Below are 23,368 nucleotides of genomic sequence, written 5' to 3'. Positions count from 1 at the left end.
GTCAGTGTGAGCCGTCCGAGTTGGAGTGCGGGTTGCCGCCGCCGTTGCCGCCGCCCACTCGGGCCTCGGCGCCGTCGGCCTCGGCCTGGACCTTGAGCGCCTCGCGCTCCGCCGGGGTGAGCACGGGCGGCTCGGTCGACGGGCGGCGCTTGCCGAAGCCGTTGTAGGGGGCCATCGGCGGCCGCTTGACCACGCGCGCGGCGATCCGCGCCATGTCGGCGGTCGAGATGGTCTCCTTCTCGATCAACTCCAGCACCAGGTTGTCGAGGACGTCCCGGTATTCGACCAGGATCTCCCAGGCCTCGTCGTGGGCCAGCTCGATCAGCGAGCGGACCTCGCCGTCGATCTCGGCCGCGACCGCGTCGGAGTAGTCGCGCTCGTGGCCCATCGTGCGGCCCAGGAACGGCTCGTCGCCGCTGGTGCCGTACTTGACGGCGCCGAGCTTCGACGACATGCCGTACTGCGTGACCATGGCCCGGGCCAGCGACGTCGCCTTCTTGATGTCGTCGCCCGCACCGGTGGTCGGCTCGTGGAAGACGAGCTCCTCAGCCGCGCGGCCGCCGAGGGCGTAGGCCAGGGTGTCGACCATCTCCGCGCGGGTCTGGGTGTACTTGTCCTCCGTCGGCAGCACCAGCGTGTGACCCAGCGAGCGCGAGCGCGGCAGGATCGTCACCTTGTGCACCGGCGCGGAGTGCGGCAGCGCCCAGGCGACCAGCGCGTGGCCACCCTCGTGGTAGGCAGTGATCTTCTTCTCGTGGTCGCTCATCACCCGGGTGCGGCGCTGGGGGCCGGCCACCACGCGGTCGATGGACTCCTCGAGGTTGTCGTTGGTGATCGCCCGCTTGTCGTGCCGGGCGGTCAGCAGCGCGGACTCGTTGATCACGTTGGCCAGGTCGGCACCGCTGAAGCCGGGCGTGCGCCGGGCGACCGCGTCGAGGTCGACGTCGGGCGCGAACGGCTTGCCCTTGGCGTGCACCCGCAGGATGGCCTTGCGACCGTCCATGTCGGGGGTGTCGACGGCGATCTGCCGGTCGAAACGGCCGGGGCGCAGCAGCGCCGGGTCGAGGATGTCGGGCCGGTTGGTGGCCGCGATCAGGATGACCCCGCCCTTGGTGTCGAAGCCGTCCATCTCGACGAGCAGCTGGTTGAGCGTCTGCTCGCGCTCGTCGTGGCCGCCGCCCATGCCGGCGCCGCGGTGGCGGCCGACGGCGTCGATCTCGTCGACGAACACGATGGCGGGCGCGTTGGCCTTGGCCTGCTCGAACAGGTCGCGGACCCGGCTCGCACCGACACCGACGAACATCTCGACGAAGTCGGAACCCGAGATCGAGTAGAACGGCACGCCGGCCTCGCCGGCGACCGCGCGGGCGAGCAGGGTCTTGCCGGTGCCCGGCTGGCCGAAGAGCAGCACGCCCTTCGGGATCTTGGCGCCGAGCGCCTGGTACTTGGCCGGGTTCTGCAGGAAGTCCTTGATCTCGCGGAGCTCTTCGACCGCCTCGTCCGCGCCGGCGACGTCCGCGAACGTCGTCTTCGGCGTGTCCTTGGTGATCATCTTGGCCTTGGACTTGCCGAAGTTGAGGACGCGCGAGCCGCCGCCCTGCATCTGCGACATGAAGAACAACAGCAGCACCACGAGCAGCACGATCGGCAGCAGGTTGACCAGGAGGCTCAGCAGCACGTTGTCGCCGGAGACCTGGGTGTCGATGTCACCGCTGATCCGGTCGGCCGTCTTGGCGTTCTGGACGTCGTTCCAGATCTGGGCGCCGACCTCGGCCGGGAACTGCGCCTCGATCCGGTTGGTCTCCGTGTCGCCGAACTTCTGGGGCTGGGCGAGGTTGATCCGGAGGGTCTGCTCCTTGTCTTGGAACGTGACCTCTTGGATGCTGTTCGGAGCCCCGTTGTTGAGCTGCTGGAGGGCGACGCTGGTGTCCACCCGGTGATAGCTCGGCCCGCCGGTGAACAGGGAGCTGAGCGCGATTGCGCCGGCGATCACAAGGATGATCCAGACCACCGGTCGGCGGAAGAAACGCGTACGTTCCATACTGTTGTCGAGCGGCGAACCGCCCGCATCCTCCTGATCGACGTTATGACCGTGCGGACTCGTGTTTCCGGGGTGTCGGCCCGCCGCGAACTGCCCTTTTCGGGAAGGACGCGACCCGCGCCGCCGGTGCGCCACGGTCATTCGAAGGTACACCCCGAGCGCGAGACGCAAACGACTGAGCCCCGCGCTAGCACATACGGTAGCCGGGGATGCTGTAAGTCCGCTGTACGAACTTGAGGAGATCCTCAGACTCGGGCGTAGACCTCGGGCTTGAGGACCCCGACATAGGGCAGTTCGCGGTAGCGCTCGCTGAAGTCGAGCCCGTATCCGACCACGAACTCGCTCGGGATGTCGAAACCGACGTACTTCACCGGGACGTGGACCTTGATCGCGTCGGGCTTGCGGAACAGAGCGACCACCTCGACGCTCGCCGCGGCCCGCGACTCGAGGTATTTCAGCAGCCAGGAGAGGGTCAGCCCGGAATCGACGATGTCCTCGACGACGACCACGTGGCGGCCGGCGATGTCCCGGTCGAGGTCCTTGAGGATCCGGACGACCCCGGAAGAGGTCGTGCCCTGGCCGTACGAGGAAACCGCCATGAACTCCAGCTCCACCGGCGGACCGTGGCGGCCCAGCGCGCGGGCGAAGTCGGCGACGAACATCACTGCGCCCTTGAGCACGCAGACCAGCAACAGCCCGTCCTGGACGGTCGCGTAGTCGCTGGCCACCTGCTTGGCGAGGGCCGCGGTCTTCTCGCGGATCTCCTCCTCGGTGATGATCACGTGATCGATGTCGGCGTCGTACCAGGACCCGGAGCCGTCGGTCATGCCCTTAAGCCTGCCCCACGCGGGTTACGCCCCGGTGGCCGACCCACAAGGAAGAAGAGGTGGCCACCCAGTGCTACCGGGCGGCCACCGATCAAGATCAGTAGGTCTGTGGTTCTCGGAACCCACCGCGTGATGGCTTCCAGTCGGCCGAGTCGTGGGAGTCGGCAGTGACGCCGAAGGCCGAGGCCAGCGCGAGGAGGAGAAGAAAGGCGACAAAAAGGACGAGAAACATGGCGGTGCCCCTTGGTTGTGTTGGGCTTTCGAGGACCGCCGGCGCGCACCGGGCTTGACATAGATAAGTCTGCGCCAGCACCGGACATGCGGACAGTGGCAGAGATGCCATACACCGTCGAAATCCTGCCACTCTTCCGCTAGGCTCACGAGCATGCTTCGTAACGTCGCGGTCGTGGTCATGGACGGGGTCGCCGCCTTCGAGCTGGGCGTGCTCTGCGAGGTGTTCGGCACCGACCGGACGGCCGACGGTTTCCCCGGCTACCGGTTCGACGTCTGCTCACCCGACGGCGCACCGGTGCGCGCCCAGAACGGCTTCACCCTGATGCCGGGCGCCGACCTCACGCCGCTCGAGGACGCCGACCTGGTGGCGGTCCCTGCGCACAAGGACGGCTCGCGCGTCCCGCCGGAGGTGCTGGCGGCGCTGCGCCGCGCCGACGCCCGCGGCGCGCAGATTTTCAGCGTCTGCTCCGGCGCGTTCGTGCTCGGCGAGGCCGGCCTGCTCGACGACCGCGAGTGCACGACGCACTGGCGCTACGCCGACGCCCTGCAGGCCCGCTTCCCGCGCGCCAAGGTCGCCTGCAACAACCTCTACGTGCACGACGGCAACCTGCTGACCAGCGCCGGGACGGCGGCGGGCATCGACGCCTGCCTGCACCTGGTGCGCCAGCAGCACGGCTCGGAGATCGCCACGAAACTGGCCCGCCGCATGGTCGTCCCACCACACCGCGACGGCGGCCAGGCGCAGTACATCGAGGCCCCGATCGCGGCCACGCCCGACGCACCGACGCTGGAGCCGCTGCTCACCTGGCTGATCACCAACCTCGACCGGCCGATCACCGTCGACGATCTGGCCGCCCGCGCGCACATGGCGCCGCGCACGTTCGCCCGCCGCTTCCGCGCGGAGACCGGCACGACACCGCACGACTGGCTGACCGGGCAGCGGGTGCTGCTCGCGCGCCGCCTGCTGGAGGAGACGGAGCTGGCGGTGGAGGCGGTCGCGGACAAGAGCGGCTTCGGCGATGCGGCAACGTTGCGGCACCACTTCAGCCGGCGGGTGGGCGCGACGCCGTACGCCTATCGGTCGACATTCCGGAAATAGGCGGTCCCGGGTTCGCGGTGGGCACGACCGTCGCTCCCGCCGGACACCGCTCGCTCCGCGTCGCTGCCAGGCCCGCGCTTGGCCAGGCACATTTTCTACGGCGCCCTGTGGCGCCGCCGAGTCGTCCTCAAACGGGTTGCCGCAACCCCAGCCAGTCCCGACGTTGCCGCAACCCCACCCCACCTTCGCCGCAACTCCGCAACGCCACGTTTGCGGCGCGGAAACCCTGCACGGTTGACACAACCCCGCCACGCCCGGCGCTGCCGCAACCCGCACGGCCCGACGTTGCCGCAACCCTGCCACGCCCGGCGCTGCCGCAACCGCACGGCCCGACGTTGCCGCAACCCCCAGCCATCGTCGTCGCAACCGCTCTACTCCCCACGTTGCCGCAACCCCACACGGTTGCCGCAACCCCCGCCACGCCCGGCGTTGCCGCAACCCGCACGACCCGACGTTGCCGCAACCCCAGCCGCCGTTGTCGCAACCGCTCTACGCCTCACGTTGCCGCAACCCCGCACGGTTGCCGCAACCCCGCCACGCCCGGCGTTGCCGCAACCCGCACGGCCCGACGTTGCCGCAACCCCCACGCACAGTCGCGGCAACGCCCACGCTGCCGCAACCCCGCACGCGTTGCCGCAACCCGCCCGCCGCCGCAACCGCGCTACGCCCCACGTTGCCGCAACCCCCGCACGGTCGCCGCAACCCGGCACACACGACGTTGCCGCAACCCCGCACGGTTGCCGCAACCCCGCCACGCACGACGTTGCCGCAAGCCTTCAGGTCGTGTGAGGCCGTCCGTTGGTCAACGCGACGTGCGGGCAGCGACCGCTTGGCCGTTCGTGGTGGCCGCGGTGATCGGTGGCAGAGGAATTACTCGGTGACCACGCGGAGGACGCCCGCTACGCGGGCCGCGCGGATGCCGCCCGGTAGGTGGACCGCCCCCTGGCCGTGCCAGCTCGTGACCAGGGCTTCCAAGGCCGTGACGTGGCGGTGTGACAGCGCGGCCGGTGAGCAGCCCAGCGACAGCGCCCAGGAGTGCAGGGCGCGCGCCCGCAGGGCCGGCAGCAGGGCCTCCAGCATCGCTACCGACAGGCCTTCCTCCAGCTTGGAGCGTTCCAGCTCCTCGGCCGCGAGCACGTCCAGCGCCTCGGCGTCCTGGGCCAGCAGGCGCGCGGTGCGGGCCAGGTTGGACACGACCCCCGGGCCGAGGGCGTCGACCAACGCGGGCAGCGCGGAGCCGCGTACCCGGGAACGGGCGTAAGAAGGATCGAGGTTGTGCGGGTCCTCCCACGGCTCGAGGCCCATCGCGGCGCAGGCCTTGCGGGTCTCGTCGCGGGACATGTCGAGCAGGGGGCGCAACAGCGCGACGCCCTCGACGTCGCGGCGGTCCGGCATCGCCGCCATGCCCCGGGGGCCGGCGCCGCGGGCGAGCGCGAGCAGCACGGTCTCGGCCTGGTCGTCCCGGGTGTGGCCGAGCAACACCGAGTTGGCTTGGCAGGCGCGCGCGGTTTCCAGTATCGCGTCGTAGCGGGCCTCGCGGGCCGCCGCCTCGGGCCCGCCGGGGCGCCCGGAGACGTCGACCGACACCACGAGCGCGGGTCTCAGGTCGACGGACTCACCCCAGGCGGCGACCGCGGCGGCCCGGCGGTCGGAGCCGTCCTGCAGGCCGTGGTCTATGGTGATCAACCCCGCGCGCAGGCCCATCCGCGGTGCGACGAACGCGGTCGCGGCGGCCAGCGCCAGCGAGTCGGCGCCGCCCGAGCAGGCGACCAGGACCAGCGCGTCCTTGCGTATCCCGTGCAGCATGCGGCGGACCGCGACGCGGGTCGCGGCGACCGTTGGCGCGGGACCGACCATCGCTCAGCCCTGCGTCAGGAGCGGACCTGAGCCGCCGCCGGGGCCGTGCACCCGGGCCACCCAGGCGTCCGGGTCGCCGAGCTCCTCGAGCCGCGGCAGCGTCAGCGGCGAGCTGAAGATCTTGTTGAAGCCGGCCATGCCGACCCGCTCGACCACGCCGTGCACGAACTTGCGGCCCTCGGCGTACTGCCGCATCTTCACGTCGATGCCGAGCAGCTTGCGCATGGCCTTCTCCAACGGGTTGCCGGCCTCCCGGCGCCGGTTGAAGCGGGCCCGGATCTGCTCGACCGTGGGTATGACCTCGGGGCCGACGCCGTCCATCACGAACTCGGCGTGGCCTTCGAGCAGGGTCATCAGCGCGGTCAGCCGGTCGAGCACGGCGCGCTGGCCCGGCGTCTGCACGAGGTCGAGCACGCTGGCCCGGCTGTCGGGCTCGCGGATCGCGTCGGACAGCGTGGCCACCGCGCGGCGGAGCCGGTCGGTGAGGTGCTCGGTGCCGGTCTGCGAGGCGTCGACGAACGACTGGACCTCACCGAGGAAGTGGGCGCGCATCCAGGGCACCGAGGTGAACTGGGTGCGGTGGGTGACCTCGTGCAGGCAGACCCAGAGGCGGAAGTCGCGCGGCTCGGCGCCGAGCTTGCGCTCGATCTCGACGATGTTCGGCGCGACAAGCAGCAACTGCCCAGGATCGGTCGAAAAGACCTCATATTGCCCGAGTACGCGACCCGAGAGGTACGCCAGCACGCTGCCCGCCTGCACCCCGGTCAACCGGGAGCCGATGGCGTCGGTGAGCGCGCCGGGCTCCTTGTCACCGGAGAGCCGGGTGATCAGCGGTGTGACCACCTCACGCAACCCGGCCACGTTGACGGCGGCCCAGTCGCGGCGGTCGACGATGCGCACCGGCGGGTGGTCGACCTGCGACCGCAGGCCCGTGTAGTCACTGACGTGCCCAGCGGCCTCTTCGGTCAACCGACGCAGGTCGGCGACCACCTCGGTGGCCTCCTCGTAGGAGGCCCGGGGGCCCGACTTGCCGAGCGCCCCCGCTGTGGCGGCGGCCAGATCCCAGTCCACGAACTGCGCCATCACCCCACGGTACCCGGGCCGGGCACCCCTGGCGCCTCATCCGCTAGCCGGAGCTAGCGGAGGCTTCAGGCGTCACAGCCGCAGGTGGCCAGGGTCGCGGCGATCTTGTCGAGGTGGTCGCGGGCGGCGTCGCTGCTGGCCGTGACCCCGTCGGTGAGCACGGAGAACGCGAGCAGCCGGCCATCGGCCGTGGTCACCGTGCCGGCCATGGCGTGGTTGCCGGTGAGCGTGCCGGTCTTCGCCCGGACCACGCCGGCGGCGCTCTTGCGGGTGGCGGCGTCGCCGAAGCGGTCCTCGAGCGTGCCGGACCAGGCCGCCACCGGGATGCCGGCGAACATCTCGGTCAGCTCCGGCCTCTTGCCGGACGCCGCCAGCGCGAGCAACTCGGTCTGCGCCTCACCGGTCAGCCGGTCGGTGCGGGACAGGCCGCTGCCGTCCGCCAGGACCAGGCCGTCGGTCGGCACGCCGAGCTCCGCGAGGGCCTCGGTCATGCCGGCGCGGGCACCGGCGTACGAGGCCGGCTTGCCCTTCGCCAGCGCGACCTGCCGGGCCAGCGCCTCGGCGACCACGTTGTCGCTGTCGACGAGCATGAACTCGACCAGCCGGACCATCGGCGGCGACACGACCCGGGCCAGCTCGTCTGCGGGGCCCGCGGTGGCGCCCGGGCTCGGCGTGGCGGCGTCGGCCGGCACCGAGCCCTTCGGGGCCGGCGCCGGTGTGCCACCGACACCGAGGGCCTTGGCGAACGCCTGGGCGGCGGCGAGGTCGGGCTTGCTGGAGCGCTCGGAGTAGTGGTTGTCGCTCTCCGTCGGCGTCTTGCGCGCCCCGTCGATCATGAGTGCCGTCGACGGGCCGCCGAAGCCGCCGGTCGGGATGTCGGCGTCCCAGCCAGGCTCGTAGACGGGCCCGGAGAAGAGCGAACTGTCGTAGTAGACCTTGGTCGGCTTCGTGGCGCCGAGCGCCTTCTTGGTCGCCGTGGCCAGCCGGTCCAGCCGGGCCGCGCCCGGGTAGAAGCCCTTCGCGTCGGCACCGAGCGTCGGGTCGCCGCCGCCGACCAGGATCACCTCGCCCGGGTTGGGGCCGGCGACCACACGGGTCGGGATCCGGTAGGCGGGATCGCGGGTCGACAGCACCGTGGCGGCGGTGACCAGCTTCATCGTCGAGGCCGGGACCGTGGGGATCCCGCCGCCGTTGGCGTAGAGCACCTTGCCGCTGGCCACGTCGCGGACCACGAGGCTGGTGCGGCCGCCGATCCCGCCGTCGGTGACCAGCTTGCCGAGGGCCTTGGTGAGGCCGGCCTCGTCGGGCATCGGCGCGGTGCCGTTGAGGGCGGCGAGCACCGGGCCGGGTGCCGGGTCGGGCGGGTCGACGACCGGGGCGGGGCGGGCCGCGCTGTCATCCCCGAGCCAGGCGGCGACCGGGCCCGGGCGGACCACGACGAGGCCGGCGGCGAAGACGACCAGCACCAGGATGCCGGTCAGCGCGATCATCATCGGGATACGGGAGCGCTTGCGCCGTGGTGGTGGGCCGGCGGGCGACCCGCTGGGCGGTGGGCCGTTCCATGGCGGTGGACCGTTGCGAGGCGGACCGCCGGGCGGCGGGGGGTTCGGTGGTCCTAACGGGATCGGGGGGCCGTTCGCGGCCGGGTTGTGGCCGACGCGGGCAGAACCTTGGGGGCGTGCGGTGCCGGCGTTCGCGCGTACACCTGGGATCGGTGGGGTTGTTGGTGTCGCGGCGCGTGCCGGACCCGCCGGAGGGAACGGTCCGGGCGGCGCGGGCAGCGGGGTGTAAGGAGTGGGACCGGATCCGCCGGGGTGTAGGTTGGCTTCCGTCGGCGGGGGCGATGGTGCGGCACCCGGCACGCGGACTATGCCGCGCGCAGGGCGAGGTTGTGAGTCTTCCCCCACCCGCCCCTCCTCCCCTTCGGCGCCCGGCCTAGGCGACACTACTTGCGTCCGTGCGTTCGCAGGGGGCCAACGCGGTTTGCAAGGAGCGTGAAATGGATTTCGACGTCACCGTTGAGATTCCCAAGGGGAATCGCAACAAGTATGAGGTCGACCATAAAACCGGCCGCATCCGCCTCGACCGCACGCTCTTCACATCGACGCAGTACCCGGCCGACTACGGCTTTATCGAAGACACCCTCGGCGAGGACGGCGACCCGCTGGACGCGCTGGTCCTGGTCACGGAGCCGACGTTTCCGGGTTGCCTGATCCGCTGCCGCGCGATCGGCATGTTCCGTATGAAGGACGAAAAGGGCGGCGACGACAAGGTGCTCTGCGTCCCGTTCGAAGACCCCCGCCAGGAACACCTCCGCGACATCCACCACGTCGGTGAGTTCGACCGGCTCGAGATCCAGCATTTCTTCGAGGTCTACAAAGACCTTGAGCCCGGCAAATCGGTCGAGGGTGCGACCTGGGTCGGCCGCGCCGACGCCGAGCAGGAGATCCTCAACTCCTACCGCCGCGCCGAGGACGCCAAAGCCGCCGGCACCTACTAGTCGACCAGCGTGCGGGCCTGGGCGAACAGGCCTAGGACCGCGCAGGCCACCGGGATGACCGCGACCAGCAGGGTCGTGTCCAGGAGGTCGGCGGCGCGACCGAGGTAGGGGCCGGCCGGGCGGCGGGCGTACCCGATGCCGCGCACGGTGAACAGCACCGCGAGGGCCAGTCCCAGCGCGCCGGCCAAGATCGTTGTTGGTGCGTCGGGTCGGTCGGCGACGGCCAGGGCGACGGTGGCCAGGGTTGCGGTGCCGGCGACGAGCAGCGGGACTCGCTGGCGGACGGTGACGAATACCCGGGAGCGCAGCAGCAGAGCCAGGCCGCAGACCACCGCCAGGGTGCGGCCCCAGGCGCCCCCGGTGGTCGCGAGCACGGCCGCCGCGATCACCGCCAGCATGGCGTGGCCGATCAGCATCCCGCCCAGCAGCTCTTCGGCGCGGGTCACGGCGGCCCGGACGCGGTTGGTTTCGACCCGGGCCGGCGACACCGGCGGAATCGGCAGCCGGGCCAGCCGGATCGCGAGCAGAGGCAGCAGACCGACGCCGCAGGCCAGCACCGCGAGCAGAATCGCGGCGGCGCCGTGCGCGCTGAGGGCGAAGCCTAGGCCGGCGGTTGTGGCGCCGAGCAGGCCCGTCAGCACCGCCGCTGCGAAGATCCGGCGGCCGGAGCCGACCCCAATGATGCCGAGTACGCCGTGCAGGGCCAGCGCCGCCGAGCCGAGCAGCAGTTCGGGCGCGCCGATCCAGCGCAGGCCGGGCACGGGGCCGGCCGGGCCGCCGCCGCTCGCCAGGAGCAGGGCGCCGGCGGCGAACGCGTACGGCAGCGAGTAGGCGCCCAGCGCGACGCCCGCGGCGCTGTGGCTGTAGGCGCGGGCCGCCAGGATGCCCGCGACCGTGAGGCTGGCCGCGACGCCGAGGGTGGTCAGCATCGCCGCGATCTCGTCCGGCCCGGCACGCAACAAGATCGCTAGCGCCACGCCGAGTGCCGCGCCGGCCGCCGCGAGGGCCGCCGTCACGGTCTGCCGCGGTGACCAGGCGGTGCCGGTGCGGCGTGCCCCGTCGGCGATCGCCTCGACGACGTCGTCGACCTCCACCTCCGGCCACTCCTGCCGGGCGGGGACGAGGTGCAGCACGTCGCCGTCGCGTACACCCTGGTCGTTAAGGGTCGCACCGCCGTCGAGCGCCGCGCCGTCCGGACGGCGCAGGACCCAACCGCCGTGTGCCTCGCCGTCGTCGGCGAGCCCGGCGCCCGTGTGCCGCAAGATCTCCGACAACAGATCTGCCAGGGGTACGTCCGGCGGCAGCGCGATGTCGATCCGGCGCTGGGGCGCGTTGACGGTGACCAGGGCGAGACCGGTGTGCATCGATGTGACCTCCGTCACGGGAGCCGGGGAGGCTGCCGAAACTACCGGCTCGGCGGGTTATCCACATGACCCCCTTTTGGCCATACATCCACGGCCGCGATTCCCTACGATGAGCGACGCTCGTGTTGCTCATTGTTGGTTGTCGCTGAGGGAGGTCCCTTGTCGACGGTGGTGGTGCGCCGGCCGGCGCGTCGGCCCGCGCCCGAGATCCCGGGCGGCGAGCTGCGGGTCGAGGCGCCGCCGGAGTTGCCGCAACCCGGTGGCGGGCGGTGGCAACAGCTGATGTTGCTGCTGCCCATGCTCGGTGGCGGCGTCGCGATGGCCATGCTGATGGGCCGCGGCGGCGGGGCGTTCTCCTATGTGGTCGGCGGCATGTTCGGCATCTCGTCGCTGGCGATGCTGGCGACGTCGTGGGGCTACGGCGGGCCGCGCAAGGCCGAGTTGGTCGCGGCACGGCGTGACTACCTGCGCCATCTGTCGCTGTTGCGCCGGCAGGCCAGGGACACCGTGGCCAGGCAGCGGGTGGGGCTGTTCTATCGGCATCCCGACCCGTCGCGGCTGTGGTCGACGGTCGAGAGCCATCGACTATGGGAACGGCGGCCCGCCGACAGCGACTTCGCCGTGGCGCGGGTCGGTGTCGGGCCACAGTCGCTGGCCACGGCCCTGGTCCCGCCCGTGACCCGGCCGCCCGAGGATCTGGAGCCGTTGACGGCCGGTGCGTTGCGTCGCTTCATCGAGGCGCATTCCGTGGTGCCTGACCTGCCCGTGGCGTTGTCGATGCGCGGGTTCGCGAGGGTGCATGTGCGTGGCTCGCCGGCGCTGGTCCGCGCCCTCCTGGTGCAGCTGGCCGTCTTCCACGCGCCGGACGAGCTGGTCGTGGCGGTCGCGGCCGGCCCGTCACGGCGGGCCGAGTGGGAGTGGGTCAAGTGGCTCCCGCACGCCCGGCATCCCGGCCGGGTCGACGCGCTGGGTCCGGTCCGGTTGGTGGCCGGCACGGTGGCCGCGCTGGAGCGACTGCTCGACGGCGTCGGCGACGATCGGTTCGTGGTGGCGGTCCTGGATGGTGCCGACCGTGCGGGCGCGGTGCGACTGGTCGGCGGTGAGCCGGTTGACGGACTGGCGGTTGTCGAGGTCGACGGTGCGGCGCCGCGGGTGCTGGATCCGGCGACGGTGGTGCTCACCCGGCTGGCCGACGGCGCTCTGGAGACCACCACGACCGAGGGGGTCGCGGTGGTCGGCGTGGCCGACGGGCTCTCCGTCGCGTCCGCGGAGGGCGTGGCGCGGCGGCTGGCGCCGTTGCGGCTGGCCGGTGCTGCCGCTGGCTTGGTTCCGGCTGACCTGGGTCTGCTCGACCTGCTGCGGGTGGCCGAGCCGGATGCTTACTCGGTCGCCGAGGCATGGACGCCGCGACCCCTGCGCGACCAGCTGCGGGTGCCGATCGGCGTCGCCGCGGACGGCAGTCCCGTCGAGCTCGACCTCAAGGAGTCGGCGCTCGACGGCATGGGGCCGCACGGGCTGCTGGTCGGCGCCACCGGGTCCGGCAAGTCCGAGCTGTTGCGGACGCTGGTCCTGGGCCTGGCGGCGACGCACTCGTCGGCCGAGCTCAACGTGGTGCTGGTCGACTTCAAGGGCGGTGCGACCTTCGCGTCGCTGGACGCGCTGCCGCACACCAGCGCGGTGATCACCAACCTGGCCGACGAGCTGCCGCTGGTCGACCGCATGGTCGACGCGATCAACGGCGAGCTGGTCCGGCGCCAGGAGCTGCTGCGCCGGGCCGGCAACTACGTCTCGCGGCACGACTACGAGCGCGCGCGGTCGGCCGGCGCGCCGCTGGCCCCGCTGCCGTCGCTGCTCGTCGTCTGCGACGAGTTCTCCGAGCTGCTGTCGGCCAAGCCGGACTTCATCGACCTGTTCGTCCAGATCGGGCGGTTGGGTCGGTCGCTCGGCGTCCACCTGCTGCTGGCGTCGCAGCGGCTCGAGGAGGGGCGGCTGCGCGGGCTCGACACCCACCTGTCCTATCGGATCGGTCTGCGGACGTTCTCACCGTTCGAGTCCCGGGCGGTGCTCGGAGTGCCGGACGCCTATGAGCTGCCGCGGGCGCCCGGGCACGCTTTCCTCAAGGCCGGCACGGAGCCATTGCGGCGATTCCGGGTCGCCTATGTGTCGGGGCCGGTGCCGCGCCGGGGCGAGCGCCGTTCGGGGGTCCTGCCTTTCACCACCGAGATCGTGGCCGCCGAGGCCGCCCCGGAGGCGAGTGGGCCGAGCCTGCTCGACGCGCTGGTCGACCGGATCGCCGGGCACGGGCCGCCGGCCCACCGGGTCTGGCTGCCACCGCTGGCCGAGCCGGCGACGTTCGACGAGGTGCTCGGCCCGCCGGTGGTGGCACCAGGGCGAGGGCTGACGTTCGCCAACCCCGAGCTGCACGGTGCGCTGCAGGTGCCGGTCGCCGTCGTCGATCGCCCGCTGGATCAGCGCCGCGACCTGCTCTGGTACGCGCTCGACGGCGCGGCCGGCCATGTCGCCGTGGTGGGCGCGCCGCGCAGTGGCAAGTCGACGGCGTTGCGCACGCTGGTCTGCGGGCTGGCGCTGGCGCACACGCCGGCGGAGGCGCGGTTCTACTGCCTCGACTTCGGCGGCGGCAGCCTGGCCGTGCTGCGCGACCTGCCGCACGTCGGCGGAGTGGCGAGTCGGCTGGAGCCGGCCGCGGTGCGCCGCACGGTCGGCGAGCTGACCACCCTGCTCGCCGAACGGGAACGCGGGTTCGCCGGCACCGAGCCGCACGTGTTCCTGGTCGTCGACGGCTGGTCGACCTTGCGCGGTGACTTCGACGACCTGGAGCCGCTGGTGTCCGACCTGGCGGGGCGGGGCCTCGCCTACCGCGTCCACGTCCTCGCCTCGGCCGCCCGCTGGCTCGACTTCCGCCCGGCCACCCGCGACCTGTTCGCCGCCCGGCTGGAGCTGCGCCTGGGCGACCCGAGCGACTCGATGATCTCCCGCAAGGCCGCCGCCGACGTCCCCGCCGACTCGCCTGGCCGGGGCATCACCAGCGAGGGCCTCCACCTCCTGGTCCTGCGGCCGTCGCAGACCGGCGACGTGCCGTTGGAGCAGGCCGTGGCGGCCGCGTGGACGGGGCTGCCTGCGCCGCCGGTGCGCCTGCTGCCGGCGTCGGTTCCGTACACCTCGATCGATCTGACCGAGACGACCGGGCTGACCCTGCCGATCGGCATCGCCGAGTCCGACCTGCGCCCGGTCGCGGTCGACTTCGCGGCCGACCCGCACGTCGTCCTCTTCGGCGACACCGAGTGCGGCAAATCGTCGTTCCTGCGCGCCCTGGCCACCACCGTCACGCACCGCTTCCAGCCGCACGAGGCCCGCCTCATCGTGGTCGACTACCGGCGCAGCCTGCTCGGCGCCGTGCGGACCGACCACCTGATCGGCTACGGCACCGCGGCGGCCGGCACCGAGGAGCTGATCGAGTCGGTGGCCGGCTACATGCGTCGCCGGCTCCCGCCGCCCGACGTGACACCGGAGCAGCTGCGCGAGCGCAACTGGTGGACCGGGCCGGAGCTGTTCGTCCTGGTCGACGACTACGACCTGGTGGCGGCCGCGCCGCGCAACCCGCTGGGTGCACTGGCGGAGTTCCTGCCGCAGGCCAGGGACATCGGCCTGCACCTGGTGTTGACCAGGCGCACGGGCGGCGCGGCCCGGTCCCTCTACGACCCGATCATCCAGCGGCTCCGCGAGTTGGCGGCGGCGGGCCTGGTGATGTCGGGCGATCCGGACGAGGGCCCGTTGGTCGGCCAGGTCCGGCCGGGCCCGCTGCCACCCGGACGTGGTCGCCTGGTCACCCGCAAGGAGGGCGTACGCCTTGTGCAACTCGCCCACCTTTCCGCACCCTGAACCGGGCGAGTCGGAGATCGGTGGGTAACGCTCCGCACACGTCCGAGGTCAACGGCCTCCCACCTCGGACGATGGCGAACTCCTCGCACATTCTGTGTCCCGCGGGGGTGGGCGGTCGGGGTAACCTCCCACCACAGGAACTCCCGGGGTGAGAAGGCCGTGAGGGTGACGAGGCTGACGCACCAGCGCCGGAGCGCCGTCCCACGGCTAGGCGGGACGGCGCTGGTCGCCATGACGGCGGCGATGGCCCTGACAGCCGCGCCGCTGCCGATACCCCATGCCCCGATGCTCGCTGCCTCCACCGGGGGCCAGGCCGGCGCGATGCCCGCGACACTGCCGATCGCGGCCGACTCGGTCCGCGACGAACAGTGGCAGCTGGCCGAGTTGCGGGCCCGGACGGCGTGGCGCTACTCGACCGGCGCCGGCGTCGTCGTCGCCGTGATCGACTCCGGCGTCGACGCCAGCCACGAAGACCTGGCCGGCCAGGTCCTGCCGGGCAAAGACCTGGTCAAGCCGGAAGGCGGCGACGGCCACACCGACCCGGTCGGCCACGGCACCACGGTCGCGGGCCTGATCGCGGGCCGCGCCGACGACAACAACGGCGTGATGGGCCTGGCCCCCAACGCCAAGATCCTGCCGGTACGCGTCCTGGACGCCGACAACCGCTACGACGACGCGATGATCGTGGCCCGCGCGGTCCGCTGGGCCGTCGACAGCGGCGCCAAGGTGGTCAACCTGTCCCTGGGCGGCAGCGGCACGAGCCCGGCCCTGGCCGCGGCCCTGGACTACGCCTTCGCCCGCGACGTGGTCGTCGTCGCCTGCACCGGCAACGTGCTGCCACAGTCGACGACGAGCGTCTGGTACCCGGCCCGCGAGCCCGGCGTGATCGCCGTCGCGGGCCTTGAGAAGGAAACCGACGTCCTCTGGAACGGCTCGATCACCGGAAGCGCGACGGTGCTGACGGCCCCGGCAACCGACCTGGTGGGCGCGAAGACGGGCGGCTTCTGGCGGGTCCGCGGCACAAGCTTCGCGGCGCCGCTGGTCTCGGCCGCCGCGGCCCTGGTCCGGTCCCGCTGGCCCGGCATGCCGGCGGGCGAGGTGGTCAACCGCCTGATCCGCACGGCCGACGACCTGGGCGCTCCGGGCCGCGACGACACCTACGGCTTCGGCCGGGTGGACCCGGTGGCGGCGCTGACGGCCCCAATGCCGCAGGTCACCCGCAACCCGCTGGACGACAACAAGTCGCCGGGTGTCGCGGGCTTCGGCCCGGCCCCGGGCCGCGGAACTGACTCGGTCACGGGCGGCGGCGCGCTGGACAGCAAGACCACGGCCCAGGGCACGGTGGGAGCGTCGGGCGCGGCCGCCCAACGCTCGGCCACCCCGGCACACCAGAGCAACCCGATGGGTTGGCGCATAGCCACGGCGATAGCGATGCTCGTCCTGGCCGCAGGCGTAGCCTGCCTGATCCTCTTCTCCCGCCACCCAGCGATGGCGCTCCTTTCCAAACGCTCCTCCCGCGGCGCCCGCCCGCCAACCCTCACACCAGAAGACCGCCACTAGCTCCCACCGACGGATCAGCGCGAGCCGATTCGGGTCCCGGTGTTGCCTCCTGGTTTCGGTGGCGGGCCGTGCCGATTCGTCCCAGCCCGGCGGACATGCCGTGGACGGGTAACCCAGCTGCACTCCCGGCGCGAAGTCGTCAAGGCCTGGAAGAGCAACGCTTAATCCTCGTGGAAGCGCGCGGCCGGTGCGGAACGATGAGCGCGGCCTTCGCCGCGGACAAGCCCCGGGCGAGGCCGGCGATGCGGCTAGATCCACTCGCCGGCAGCGGTCTATTGATCGGCTTCCGCGAGCTGGCGATCTCCCGCGGAGAAGTCGTCGAGCCGGGAAGGGCAACGCTCGATCTCCGTGGAACCGCGCGGCTGGTGCGGAACGATGAGCGCACCCGCCCCCGACAAGCCCCCGGCGTTGCTGCTAGATCCACTCGCCGGCAGCGGTTTCTTGATCCGCTTCCGCAAGGTGGCGATCTCCGTGCAGGAAGTCGTCGAAGACGCTCAGGGCCTGGGAGCACCAGCTGGGCTCGAGTGGACTCGGGAACCGCGCGATGCAGGAGCCGTCTTTCGCTGTGTGCGGGAGGCGGGCTCGGGCTGAGAGCAGCCGTCGACCTTCGTGGAGCGAAGCGGATCGGTGCAGAAACGATGGCGGCTGGCGCCGATGGGGCCTGGACGTGCGGCTAGACGCACTCGCCGGTGGCGGTCGCTCGGGTGCGTTCGGCGCCGGCCGTGGCTACGGTCGATGCCTCGTCCGCGGTCACGGCGAAGCCGGTGTTGCGGTCGTCGGCCGCCGCCGCGAAGATCACGCCCAGGACCACCCCGTTCGGGGTGATCAGCGGGCCTCCGGAGTTGCCGCTGCGGACCAGCGCCCGGATGGTGTAGATCTCCCGGGTTACCTCGCCCGACTCGTAGATGTCCGGGCCCGTGATGTTGCCGACGTCCCGGATGCGGGCGGACTGCGCGTTGTACGGACCGTCCAGCGGATAGCCCAGCACGATCGCGTCGGCCTCGGCGCGGGCGTTGCTGGGGGCGAACGGCATCACCGGGGCGTTCAGGTCGGGCACGTAGATCACGGCGAGGTCCCGGTGTGGGTCGTAGACGACCACCCGGCCGCTCTCGCGCTCGCCGTTCACCTCGACCTGCACCCGGTCGGTGCCGGCCACCACGTGTGCGTTGGTCATCACGCGCTGTGGCGCGTACACGAATCCTGAGCCCTCGATCCGCCGCCCGCAGCTTTGCGCGGACCCGAGCACCTTGACCACCGACCGCCGCGAGTTGATCACGACCTGCGACCCGGCGAGGGCCGGATCAGGCGCCGCCACCTCGCGGGCGCGGGTCGCGGTCAGACCGCCGAACACGTCGGGGAACCCGCGCGTGTCGACCGTGTCCCGCAACGACTCGGACAAGGACTGCGCCTGCTCTGGCAACACATTGTCAACGCCGTGCAGCAGCGCGCTGTTGCGCACGGAACTGGCCAGCCAGGGCACCGACGACGACCCGAGCGGCACCGCCACCAGCCAGGCAACGATCAGCACGGCCAGCATCGACACGACCGCACCGCCTGCGTCGTCGACCCGGCGGCCGGCACGGCTGGTGATCGCGTGCCGGAGGTGCGCGCCGACCCACCCGGTGAGCGCCTGCCCGAGCACCGCGAGCCCGAAGATCGCCACCAACGAAATGACGACGCGAAGCGCGCCGTCAGAGAAGCGTTGGGCGACCAGGGGCCCGACCTGAAGCCCGATCAGAGCACCGCCGAAGAAACCGAAGAACGACAGGACACCGATCACGAACCCCTGCCGGTAGCCGCTGATCGCGAACACGACCATGAGCAGAACCAGGACAAGGTCGACGGCGGACACCCTGACAGGGTACGGGCGTCCGGCCACCCACGCTTCAGCCCCGCGACACTCACACGCCCTTCTGCTGACCGCCGCACCGTCGAATACGGACAGTCAGCCCGTCAACGGATAAGTCGGATTTGCCCAAAGCCAGCCCGCCCGTCCCAGCGGCCGGCATGACGAGTTGGTCAAGCCAGCTCATGGATGCACCGGGGAGTCAACTGGGCGCGGCACGAACGACACCGCGTCCGCTGACCCCCTCGATCGGCGCCGCCGGCCAGTTCAGTAACGCCAACCCTGCCCCAACAGACGGCGACAACGCGGTGGCGGCGTGTGCCGGCCGGTTCGGCTATGCCGGCTCGGTTGGGTCGGCGGATGTCGCTGACGGCGAAGTGCTGGGCGGGAGCTCGCCGATCCGGTCCTGCGGCCATGGCCGTGACCACCCCGCCATGTCGAGCAACGTCGACACCACCCCGGCGGTGAAACCCCAGACCAACATCCCCCGCACCTCGAAAGCCGGCCCGATCCAGCCGCTCGGGTGCCGCAGCCGCAGGCGGTTGGTGGGTTCCGCCAGCTCGGCTACCGGCAGGCGGGCCACGTGGGCCACCTCGGCGGCGTCGCGTGGGGCGACCGGGTGCGGGCGGTGCCACCATGCCAGCACCGGCGTGACCAGGAAGTCGCTTGCCGGGATCCAGAGGCGCGGCAGCTCGGCCAGCAAGGTCACGCTGCTCGGGTCGAGGCCGACCTCCTCGTCGGCCTCGCGCAGTGCGGTGGCCGCCGGGTCGGCGTCGCCCGGGTCCGCTACGCCGCCCGGGAAGGCCGGCTGGCCCGCGTGGTTCCGCAACGTCGCCGCCCGTTGCAGCATCAGGATGTCCGGACCGCCGTCTTCCTCCTCGCCGAGCAGCACCAGGACCGCGCTGTCGCGGCCTGCCCGCTCCGGGGTAGGCAACCGGGTGAAGTCCTCGGCCCGCGCACCGTGCAGGCTCCCCAGCAACGGGTCGAACCAGGTTGGCAGCGCCAGCTCGTCGGCGTCCTCGGGTCGGCGGCGCGCGCCTACCCCGGGTGGCAGGCTCGCGCCTACGCCCGGGAACAGCCGCGGCCCGTCCTTCGGCGCGCCCCCGTTGACCCAGATGCCGTCGCGCCCTGCCTCAGCCAACCGGGACCGCCACCCCGAGGTGCCGCTTGACCAGGTCGGCGAGGCCCGCTTCATCGAGCGGCGCGCCGTTGTAGAGGTGGACCACCTTGCCCGCCTTGTCGACGAACAGGGTCGCCGGGATGCCCGCCAGCTTGAGCCCGATGCGGGCCCGCTCGCCGTTGTCGAACACGTTCGGATAGGTGAGCCCGAACTCGCTGACCATCGCCTCGCCGTCGGAGCGCAGGTCGCGGGTGTCGACCCCGAGGAAGTGCACGAGGCCGGTGGTGCGTTGCGCGACCGCGTTGACCGCGGGTAGCTCCTCGCGGCACGGCGTGCACCACGAACCCCAAAGGTTGATCACCGCCGGGCCGCGGACGTCGGCGAGCCGCAGGTTGCCTCCGCCGAAACAGGACAGTTCGGCCGCCGGCAGGGCGATGTCGGTGGCCGCGGTGCCCTTGCCTGCGGACGCCTCCTTCGGCGGCGCGGTCAACGCCCGGCAGTCGGCGAACGACGTCGCGGGCGGCCCCGCCGACCCGACCGGCTCTGCGCTGTCGGACGAGGACGACGGCTTGTTGGAGCAGGCCCGCACACCGACGCCGGCGAGCACGCCGACGACCAGCAGCACGACCAGCGGCAGGTAGCGCTTCACGGCACGTCCGCCGCGAGCGCCTGCTGCGGAACGACCGACGGGTCGACCCCGACGGCCTCGGCCAGTTGCGCGGCCCGCGGCCCCTTGAGCAGCTTGGCCGCCTGCACCGGATCGGTCGGCCCGGTGCCGTAGGACGGACATAGCTTGGCCAGCGTGCAGGCCCCACAAGCGGGCTTGCGCGCATGACACACCCGCCGCCCGTGGAAGATCACGCGATGCGACAGCATGGTCCAGTCACGCTTGTCGAACAGCCCGCCGATCGCGTGCTCGATCTTCACCGGGTCGGTCTCCGCGGTCCACCGCCACCGCCCGACGAGCCGCTGAAAGTGCGTGTCGACGGTGATGCCCGGCACGTCGAAGGCGTTGCCCAGGATCACGTTGGCGGTCTTGCGCCCGATGCCCGGCAGGCTCACCAGGTCGGCCATGTTGCTCGGCACCTCGCCGTCGAACCGCTCGACAAGCTGCTGACCCAGCTTGATGACCGAGTCGGTCTTGTTGCGGAAGAACCCGGTCGGCTTCAGCGTGACCTCAAGCTCACCCCGATCAGCCGCCGCGTAGTCAGCCGCCGTCGGATATTGCGCAAACACCTTGGGCGTGACCTCGTTGACCTTCTTGTCGGTGGCCTGCGCAGACAAGATCGTCGCGACCGCCAGCTCAAGCGGGGTGCGAAAATCAAGCTCACAGTGCGCGTCGGGATGCGTCTCGGCCAGAATGCGCCCCATCCGACGGGCCCGCCGCTTGCGCCCAAGCTCGGTCTCCGCCTCGAAGGCGGCTGTCTTAGTCACGTGCCAAAGACTATTCCGCGCCACCGACAACCTGCGGCCACCCATCCACCCAGTCGGCCCGACTTACCCCAAACCACCTGAACCAAATTCTTCTCCCGGGTACGCGGTGCGCACGACCGTCGCTCCCGCCGGCCACCGCTCGCTCCGCATCGCTGCCACCTCCGCGCCACAAGCCCACCCGCAAAACCGCAGCGCAACGCGCAGGCACAGCGCGGCGCAAGTGGTCAGGTGCGGCGTGCGCGGCGCGCGGCACGGAAACAGGCCGGGCGCGGAACAGGCGCGGGCCTAGAGCGGACCGACGCACCGCGGCGCGGCGCGCGGCACACACGCGGCGACACAGGCGGCGAGGGTAGCGGCACCGCGCAGGCGTGGGCGCAGGCTGGCGCGGGCATAGAGCTGGCTCGGGCACGCGGCTGGCACGGGCGCAGAGCTTGCGCGGACGGACGTGGCGCAGCGCGCAGCACTGGACGGCACGGACGCAGCGCAACGCGGGGGCGGGTTGGTTGGCACGGACTGAGCGGGGGCGGCGCAGGGCGGGACAAGGCCGAGATGCCGAGAGCAGGCACGCGCCGCCGCGGGCGGCGAGGCAATGACGGAGCACCCGGGCTCTGCCTCACCGCCGCCGGAAGGAAGCGGCACAGATGGCTCGACGTGGGCAGCCAAGCGCCAGGGCGACCGGGAGCTCGCCGGACCAGCATTGCGGAAGGTCAGAGATGGCGGAACAGTCCCCGGCAGGCCCGACCGTCCACGACCGGAGCACGCTCTGGCCTGGCCCCAGTCGGAGCGCTCGCTCGTGGCCAGTCGCCGACCCAGGCAGCGCGACCAACCGCGGGCGAACCCCCAACGAAGCCCAGCCAATGGACTGTGACCCACGACCAGGCACCGGAGTAAACCCGGGCCGAACTGAGTCAGGGCGGGGGAGGATGTTGTGAGTGCCGACTATAAGGGGCGCGCTCTTTGCGACCGGTCGGCACTCACAACATCCTCCCCCGCCCTAGACCGCAACCAAAGACAAGGGAGACAACCTCAGACCCGAGCCCGCCGAGCCAACCTCTCCGGATCAAGGATGATGATCGACTTCCCGTCCAACCGCAGCCAACCGCGCGAGGCGAAGTCGGCCAGTGCCTTGTTCACGGTCTCCCGCGACGCACCGACCAGCTGAGCGATCTCTTCCTGCGTCAGGTCGTGGGTGACCCGCAACACCCCGCCGTCCCGGGTCCCGAAGCGACCGGCCATCTGCAGCAGGTTCTTGGCAACGCGGCCCGGCACGTCGGTGAAGATCAGGTCGGCCAAGGCGTCGTTGGTGCGCCGCAGTCGGCGCGCCAGCACCCGCAGTAGCTGCTCGGCGATTTCCGGCCTGTTGTTGAGCCACGGCCGCAGCGCCTGCTTGCGGAGGCGGGCCAGGCGGGTGTCGGTGACCGCCGTGGCGGTCGCCGTGCGGGGGCCCGGGTCGAACAGCGACAGCTCGCCCACCATGTCGGATGGGCCCATCACCGCGATCAGGTTCTGACGTCCGTCGGCCGCACGCCGGCCAACCTTGATCTTCCCGCTCAGCACGATGTAAAGGCTGTCGCCGGGTTCGCCCTCGTTGAAGACGATCTCGCCCTTGCGGGCCTCGATGGTCTCCATGTCCTTGGCGAGCGCTTCGGCTGCCTCCGGGTCGACACCCTGGAAGATGCCGCTACGGGCCAGAACCTCATCCATCGCGCACCTCAGTTCCACGAATGGCGCGGAAACCGCGCGCAGTCAGTCTAGGCGTACGCATCGGCGAACCGGCCCGGCAACCCCCGGATCGTGATCAAGCCCGACCCCCGGTGGCCACCTGCCTTATCGTCAGCGCGTGCCGTTCAAGCCCATTCTTACCGCGCGTCAGGAGGACGGCGAAAGCATCCCCCTGCTGCTCTGGCGCCTACCCACCCCGATGCGCGGTATCAGCTCCGGCCCGCTGGGCGGCGGGATCGGCGACCGCGAATGGGTCATCAACGCGACCGTGCCCATGTCGTACGCCCGGAATGACCCACACACGCACCTGCGAGAACTTGCGAGCGAGTTGACCCTGACCGGGCCCGGTGTCGGTTTGTTGACCGGCGTCGACGTGACGGAACGGGTTGCCGCAACCGATGGTGCGGTCGAGGTGTGGGCCACCGTCGGCCTCGGCAAGCCCATCCTGGCCGCCGCGACACCGGCCAGCGAGATACCCCGCCAGCCCACCCCCGGCACGATCAATATCGTCGCCTTCCTCCCGGTCAGGCACAGCGACGCCGCCCTGGTCAACGCTGTCGCGACCATCACAGAAGCGAAGGCACAGGCCCTCTGGGAAATCGGCCTCGCCGCCACCGGCACCGCCACCGACGCGGTCACGGTGCTCTGCCCACGGGAAGGCCCCGAGGAGCCTTACGGCGGCCCGCTGTCGCGCTGGGGCTCGCACGCCGCCCGGGCCGCGCACCGAGCGATCAAGGAGGGCGCCACCAGGCCCAAGATCCCCTGGTCGGAGCGCTAGCCC

The 23,368-nt window shown here is 71.8% G+C and carries 16 protein-coding genes; 5 read left to right on the top strand and 11 right to left on the bottom strand.

Annotation, left to right across the window (positions count from 1 at the left end):
- Position 1: 1 nt before the first annotated feature.
- Together ftsH and hpt are read right to left on the bottom strand one after the other, a co-directional pair.
- Positions 2-2,041: an ATP-dependent zinc metalloprotease FtsH gene (gene ftsH / locus Air01nite_RS21020; RefSeq protein ID WP_203704455.1), complete on the bottom strand. Its 2,040-nt coding sequence runs from the start codon at positions 2,039-2,041 to the stop codon at positions 2-4.
- Between the two features lie 245 nt (positions 2,042-2,286).
- Positions 2,287-2,868: a hypoxanthine phosphoribosyltransferase gene (hpt, locus tag Air01nite_RS21015; RefSeq protein ID WP_203704453.1), complete on the bottom strand. Its 582-nt coding sequence runs from the start codon at positions 2,866-2,868 to the stop codon at positions 2,287-2,289.
- Between the two features lie 385 nt (positions 2,869-3,253).
- Between hpt and Air01nite_RS21010 the strand changes: the two genes are divergently transcribed.
- Positions 3,254-4,201, top strand: a complete 948-nt coding sequence (locus tag Air01nite_RS21010; protein WP_203704452.1) for a GlxA family transcriptional regulator — start codon at positions 3,254-3,256, stop codon at positions 4,199-4,201.
- 870 nt (positions 4,202-5,071) lie between these two features.
- Here Air01nite_RS21010 and tilS read toward each other — a convergent pair.
- The 3 genes from tilS to dacB all read right to left on the bottom strand — a co-directional run bounded on the left by tilS (position 5,072) and on the right by dacB (position 8,634).
- Positions 5,072-6,058: a tRNA lysidine(34) synthetase TilS gene (tilS, locus tag Air01nite_RS21005; RefSeq protein ID WP_203704450.1), complete on the bottom strand. Its 987-nt coding sequence runs from the start codon at positions 6,056-6,058 to the stop codon at positions 5,072-5,074.
- A gap of 3 nt (positions 6,059-6,061) precedes the next feature.
- Positions 6,062-7,141 (bottom strand): Rv3626c family coenzyme F420 biosynthesis-associated protein, encoded by a 1,080-nt coding sequence (locus tag Air01nite_RS21000; RefSeq protein WP_203704448.1) that lies wholly within the window; start codon positions 7,139-7,141, stop codon positions 6,062-6,064.
- Between the two features lie 65 nt (positions 7,142-7,206).
- Entirely contained in the window at positions 7,207-8,634 is a 1,428-nt protein-coding gene (dacB, locus tag Air01nite_RS20995) for a D-alanyl-D-alanine carboxypeptidase/D-alanyl-D-alanine endopeptidase (RefSeq protein WP_203704446.1), read from the bottom strand.
- A 506-nt stretch (positions 8,635-9,140) separates the two neighbouring features.
- Between dacB and Air01nite_RS20990 the strand changes: the two genes are divergently transcribed.
- Positions 9,141-9,641, top strand: a complete 501-nt coding sequence (locus tag Air01nite_RS20990) for an inorganic diphosphatase (protein WP_203704444.1) — start codon at positions 9,141-9,143, stop codon at positions 9,639-9,641.
- Here the strand turns inward: Air01nite_RS20990 and eccD are convergent.
- The gene (gene eccD / locus Air01nite_RS20985; protein ID WP_203704442.1) at positions 9,638-11,005 is read right to left on the bottom strand and encodes a type VII secretion integral membrane protein EccD; all 1,368 of its coding nucleotides are present in this window, start codon (positions 11,003-11,005) and stop codon (positions 9,638-9,640) included. The two genes, Air01nite_RS20990 and eccD, sit on opposite strands and share 4 nt — an antisense overlap.
- A gap of 159 nt (positions 11,006-11,164) precedes the next feature.
- Here eccD and eccCa point away from each other — a divergent pair, with 159 nt between their 5' ends.
- Both eccCa and mycP read left to right on the top strand, forming a co-directional pair.
- Positions 11,165-14,905: a type VII secretion protein EccCa gene (gene eccCa, locus Air01nite_RS20980; protein ID WP_203704440.1), complete on the top strand. Its 3,741-nt coding sequence runs from the start codon at positions 11,165-11,167 to the stop codon at positions 14,903-14,905.
- Positions 14,906-15,136: 231 nt separating this feature from the next.
- Complete coding sequence (gene mycP / locus Air01nite_RS20975) at positions 15,137-16,465, top strand: type VII secretion-associated serine protease mycosin (RefSeq protein WP_425546840.1); 1,329 nt, start codon at positions 15,137-15,139, stop codon at positions 16,463-16,465.
- A gap of 673 nt (positions 16,466-17,138) precedes the next feature.
- Here mycP and Air01nite_RS20970 read toward each other — a convergent pair.
- The 5 genes from Air01nite_RS20970 to Air01nite_RS20950 all read right to left on the bottom strand — a co-directional run bounded on the left by Air01nite_RS20970 (position 17,139) and on the right by Air01nite_RS20950 (position 22,569).
- Positions 17,139-18,317, bottom strand: a complete 1,179-nt coding sequence (locus tag Air01nite_RS20970; protein ID WP_203704438.1) for a MarP family serine protease — start codon at positions 18,315-18,317, stop codon at positions 17,139-17,141.
- Between the two features lie 328 nt (positions 18,318-18,645).
- A complete protein-coding gene (locus Air01nite_RS20965; RefSeq protein WP_239090854.1) occupies positions 18,646-19,317 on the bottom strand; it encodes an NUDIX hydrolase in 672 nt (223 codons plus the stop codon).
- 127 nt (positions 19,318-19,444) lie between these two features.
- Entirely contained in the window at positions 19,445-20,080 is a 636-nt protein-coding gene (locus Air01nite_RS20960; RefSeq protein WP_203704436.1) for a TlpA family protein disulfide reductase, read from the bottom strand.
- Positions 20,077-20,802: an endonuclease III gene (gene nth, locus Air01nite_RS20955; protein ID WP_239090853.1), complete on the bottom strand. Its 726-nt coding sequence runs from the start codon at positions 20,800-20,802 to the stop codon at positions 20,077-20,079. Before nth ends, Air01nite_RS20960 begins: the two co-directional genes overlap by 4 nt.
- Before the next feature lie 1,089 nt (positions 20,803-21,891).
- Positions 21,892-22,569 carry a Crp/Fnr family transcriptional regulator gene (locus Air01nite_RS20950; RefSeq protein ID WP_089254691.1) on the bottom strand — a complete coding sequence of 226 codons (678 nt, stop codon included), beginning with the start codon at positions 22,567-22,569 and terminating at the stop codon, positions 21,892-21,894.
- A gap of 136 nt (positions 22,570-22,705) precedes the next feature.
- Here Air01nite_RS20950 and Air01nite_RS20945 point away from each other — a divergent pair, with 136 nt between their 5' ends.
- Complete coding sequence (locus tag Air01nite_RS20945) at positions 22,706-23,365, top strand: adenosylcobinamide amidohydrolase (protein WP_203704434.1); 660 nt, start codon at positions 22,706-22,708, stop codon at positions 23,363-23,365.
- Positions 23,366-23,368: the final 3 nt, after the last annotated feature.

The sequence above is a fragment of the Asanoa iriomotensis genome, from assembly GCF_016862515.1.
GTDB classification, from domain to species: domain Bacteria; phylum Actinomycetota; class Actinomycetes; order Mycobacteriales; family Micromonosporaceae; genus Asanoa; species Asanoa iriomotensis.
This window is presented reverse-complemented; position numbering and strand designations above follow the sequence as displayed.

Excerpts from the sequence above, each read along its gene's own strand:
- ftsH (WP_203704455.1), bottom strand. The coding sequence starts at position 2,041 with ATGGAACGTACGCGTTTCTTCCGCCGACCGGTGGTCTGGATCATCCTT.
- hpt (WP_203704453.1), bottom strand. The coding sequence starts at position 2,868 with ATGACCGACGGCTCCGGGTCCTGGTACGACGCCGACATCGATCACGTG.
- Air01nite_RS21010 (WP_203704452.1), top strand. The coding sequence starts at position 3,254 with ATGCTTCGTAACGTCGCGGTCGTGGTCATGGACGGGGTCGCCGCCTTC.
- tilS (WP_203704450.1), bottom strand. The coding sequence starts at position 6,058 with ATGGTCGGTCCCGCGCCAACGGTCGCCGCGACCCGCGTCGCGGTCCGC.
- Air01nite_RS21000 (WP_203704448.1), bottom strand. The coding sequence starts at position 7,141 with ATGGCGCAGTTCGTGGACTGGGATCTGGCCGCCGCCACAGCGGGGGCG.
- dacB (WP_203704446.1), bottom strand. The coding sequence starts at position 8,634 with ATGATGATCGCGCTGACCGGCATCCTGGTGCTGGTCGTCTTCGCCGCC.
- Air01nite_RS20990 (WP_203704444.1), top strand. The coding sequence starts at position 9,141 with ATGGATTTCGACGTCACCGTTGAGATTCCCAAGGGGAATCGCAACAAG.
- eccD (WP_203704442.1), bottom strand. The coding sequence starts at position 11,005 with ATGCACACCGGTCTCGCCCTGGTCACCGTCAACGCGCCCCAGCGCCGG.
- mycP (WP_425546840.1), top strand. The coding sequence starts at position 15,137 with ATGACGGCGGCGATGGCCCTGACAGCCGCGCCGCTGCCGATACCCCAT.
- nth (WP_239090853.1), bottom strand. The coding sequence starts at position 20,802 with ATGGGGCGCATTCTGGCCGAGACGCATCCCGACGCGCACTGTGAGCTT.
- Air01nite_RS20950 (WP_089254691.1), bottom strand. The coding sequence starts at position 22,569 with ATGGATGAGGTTCTGGCCCGTAGCGGCATCTTCCAGGGTGTCGACCCG.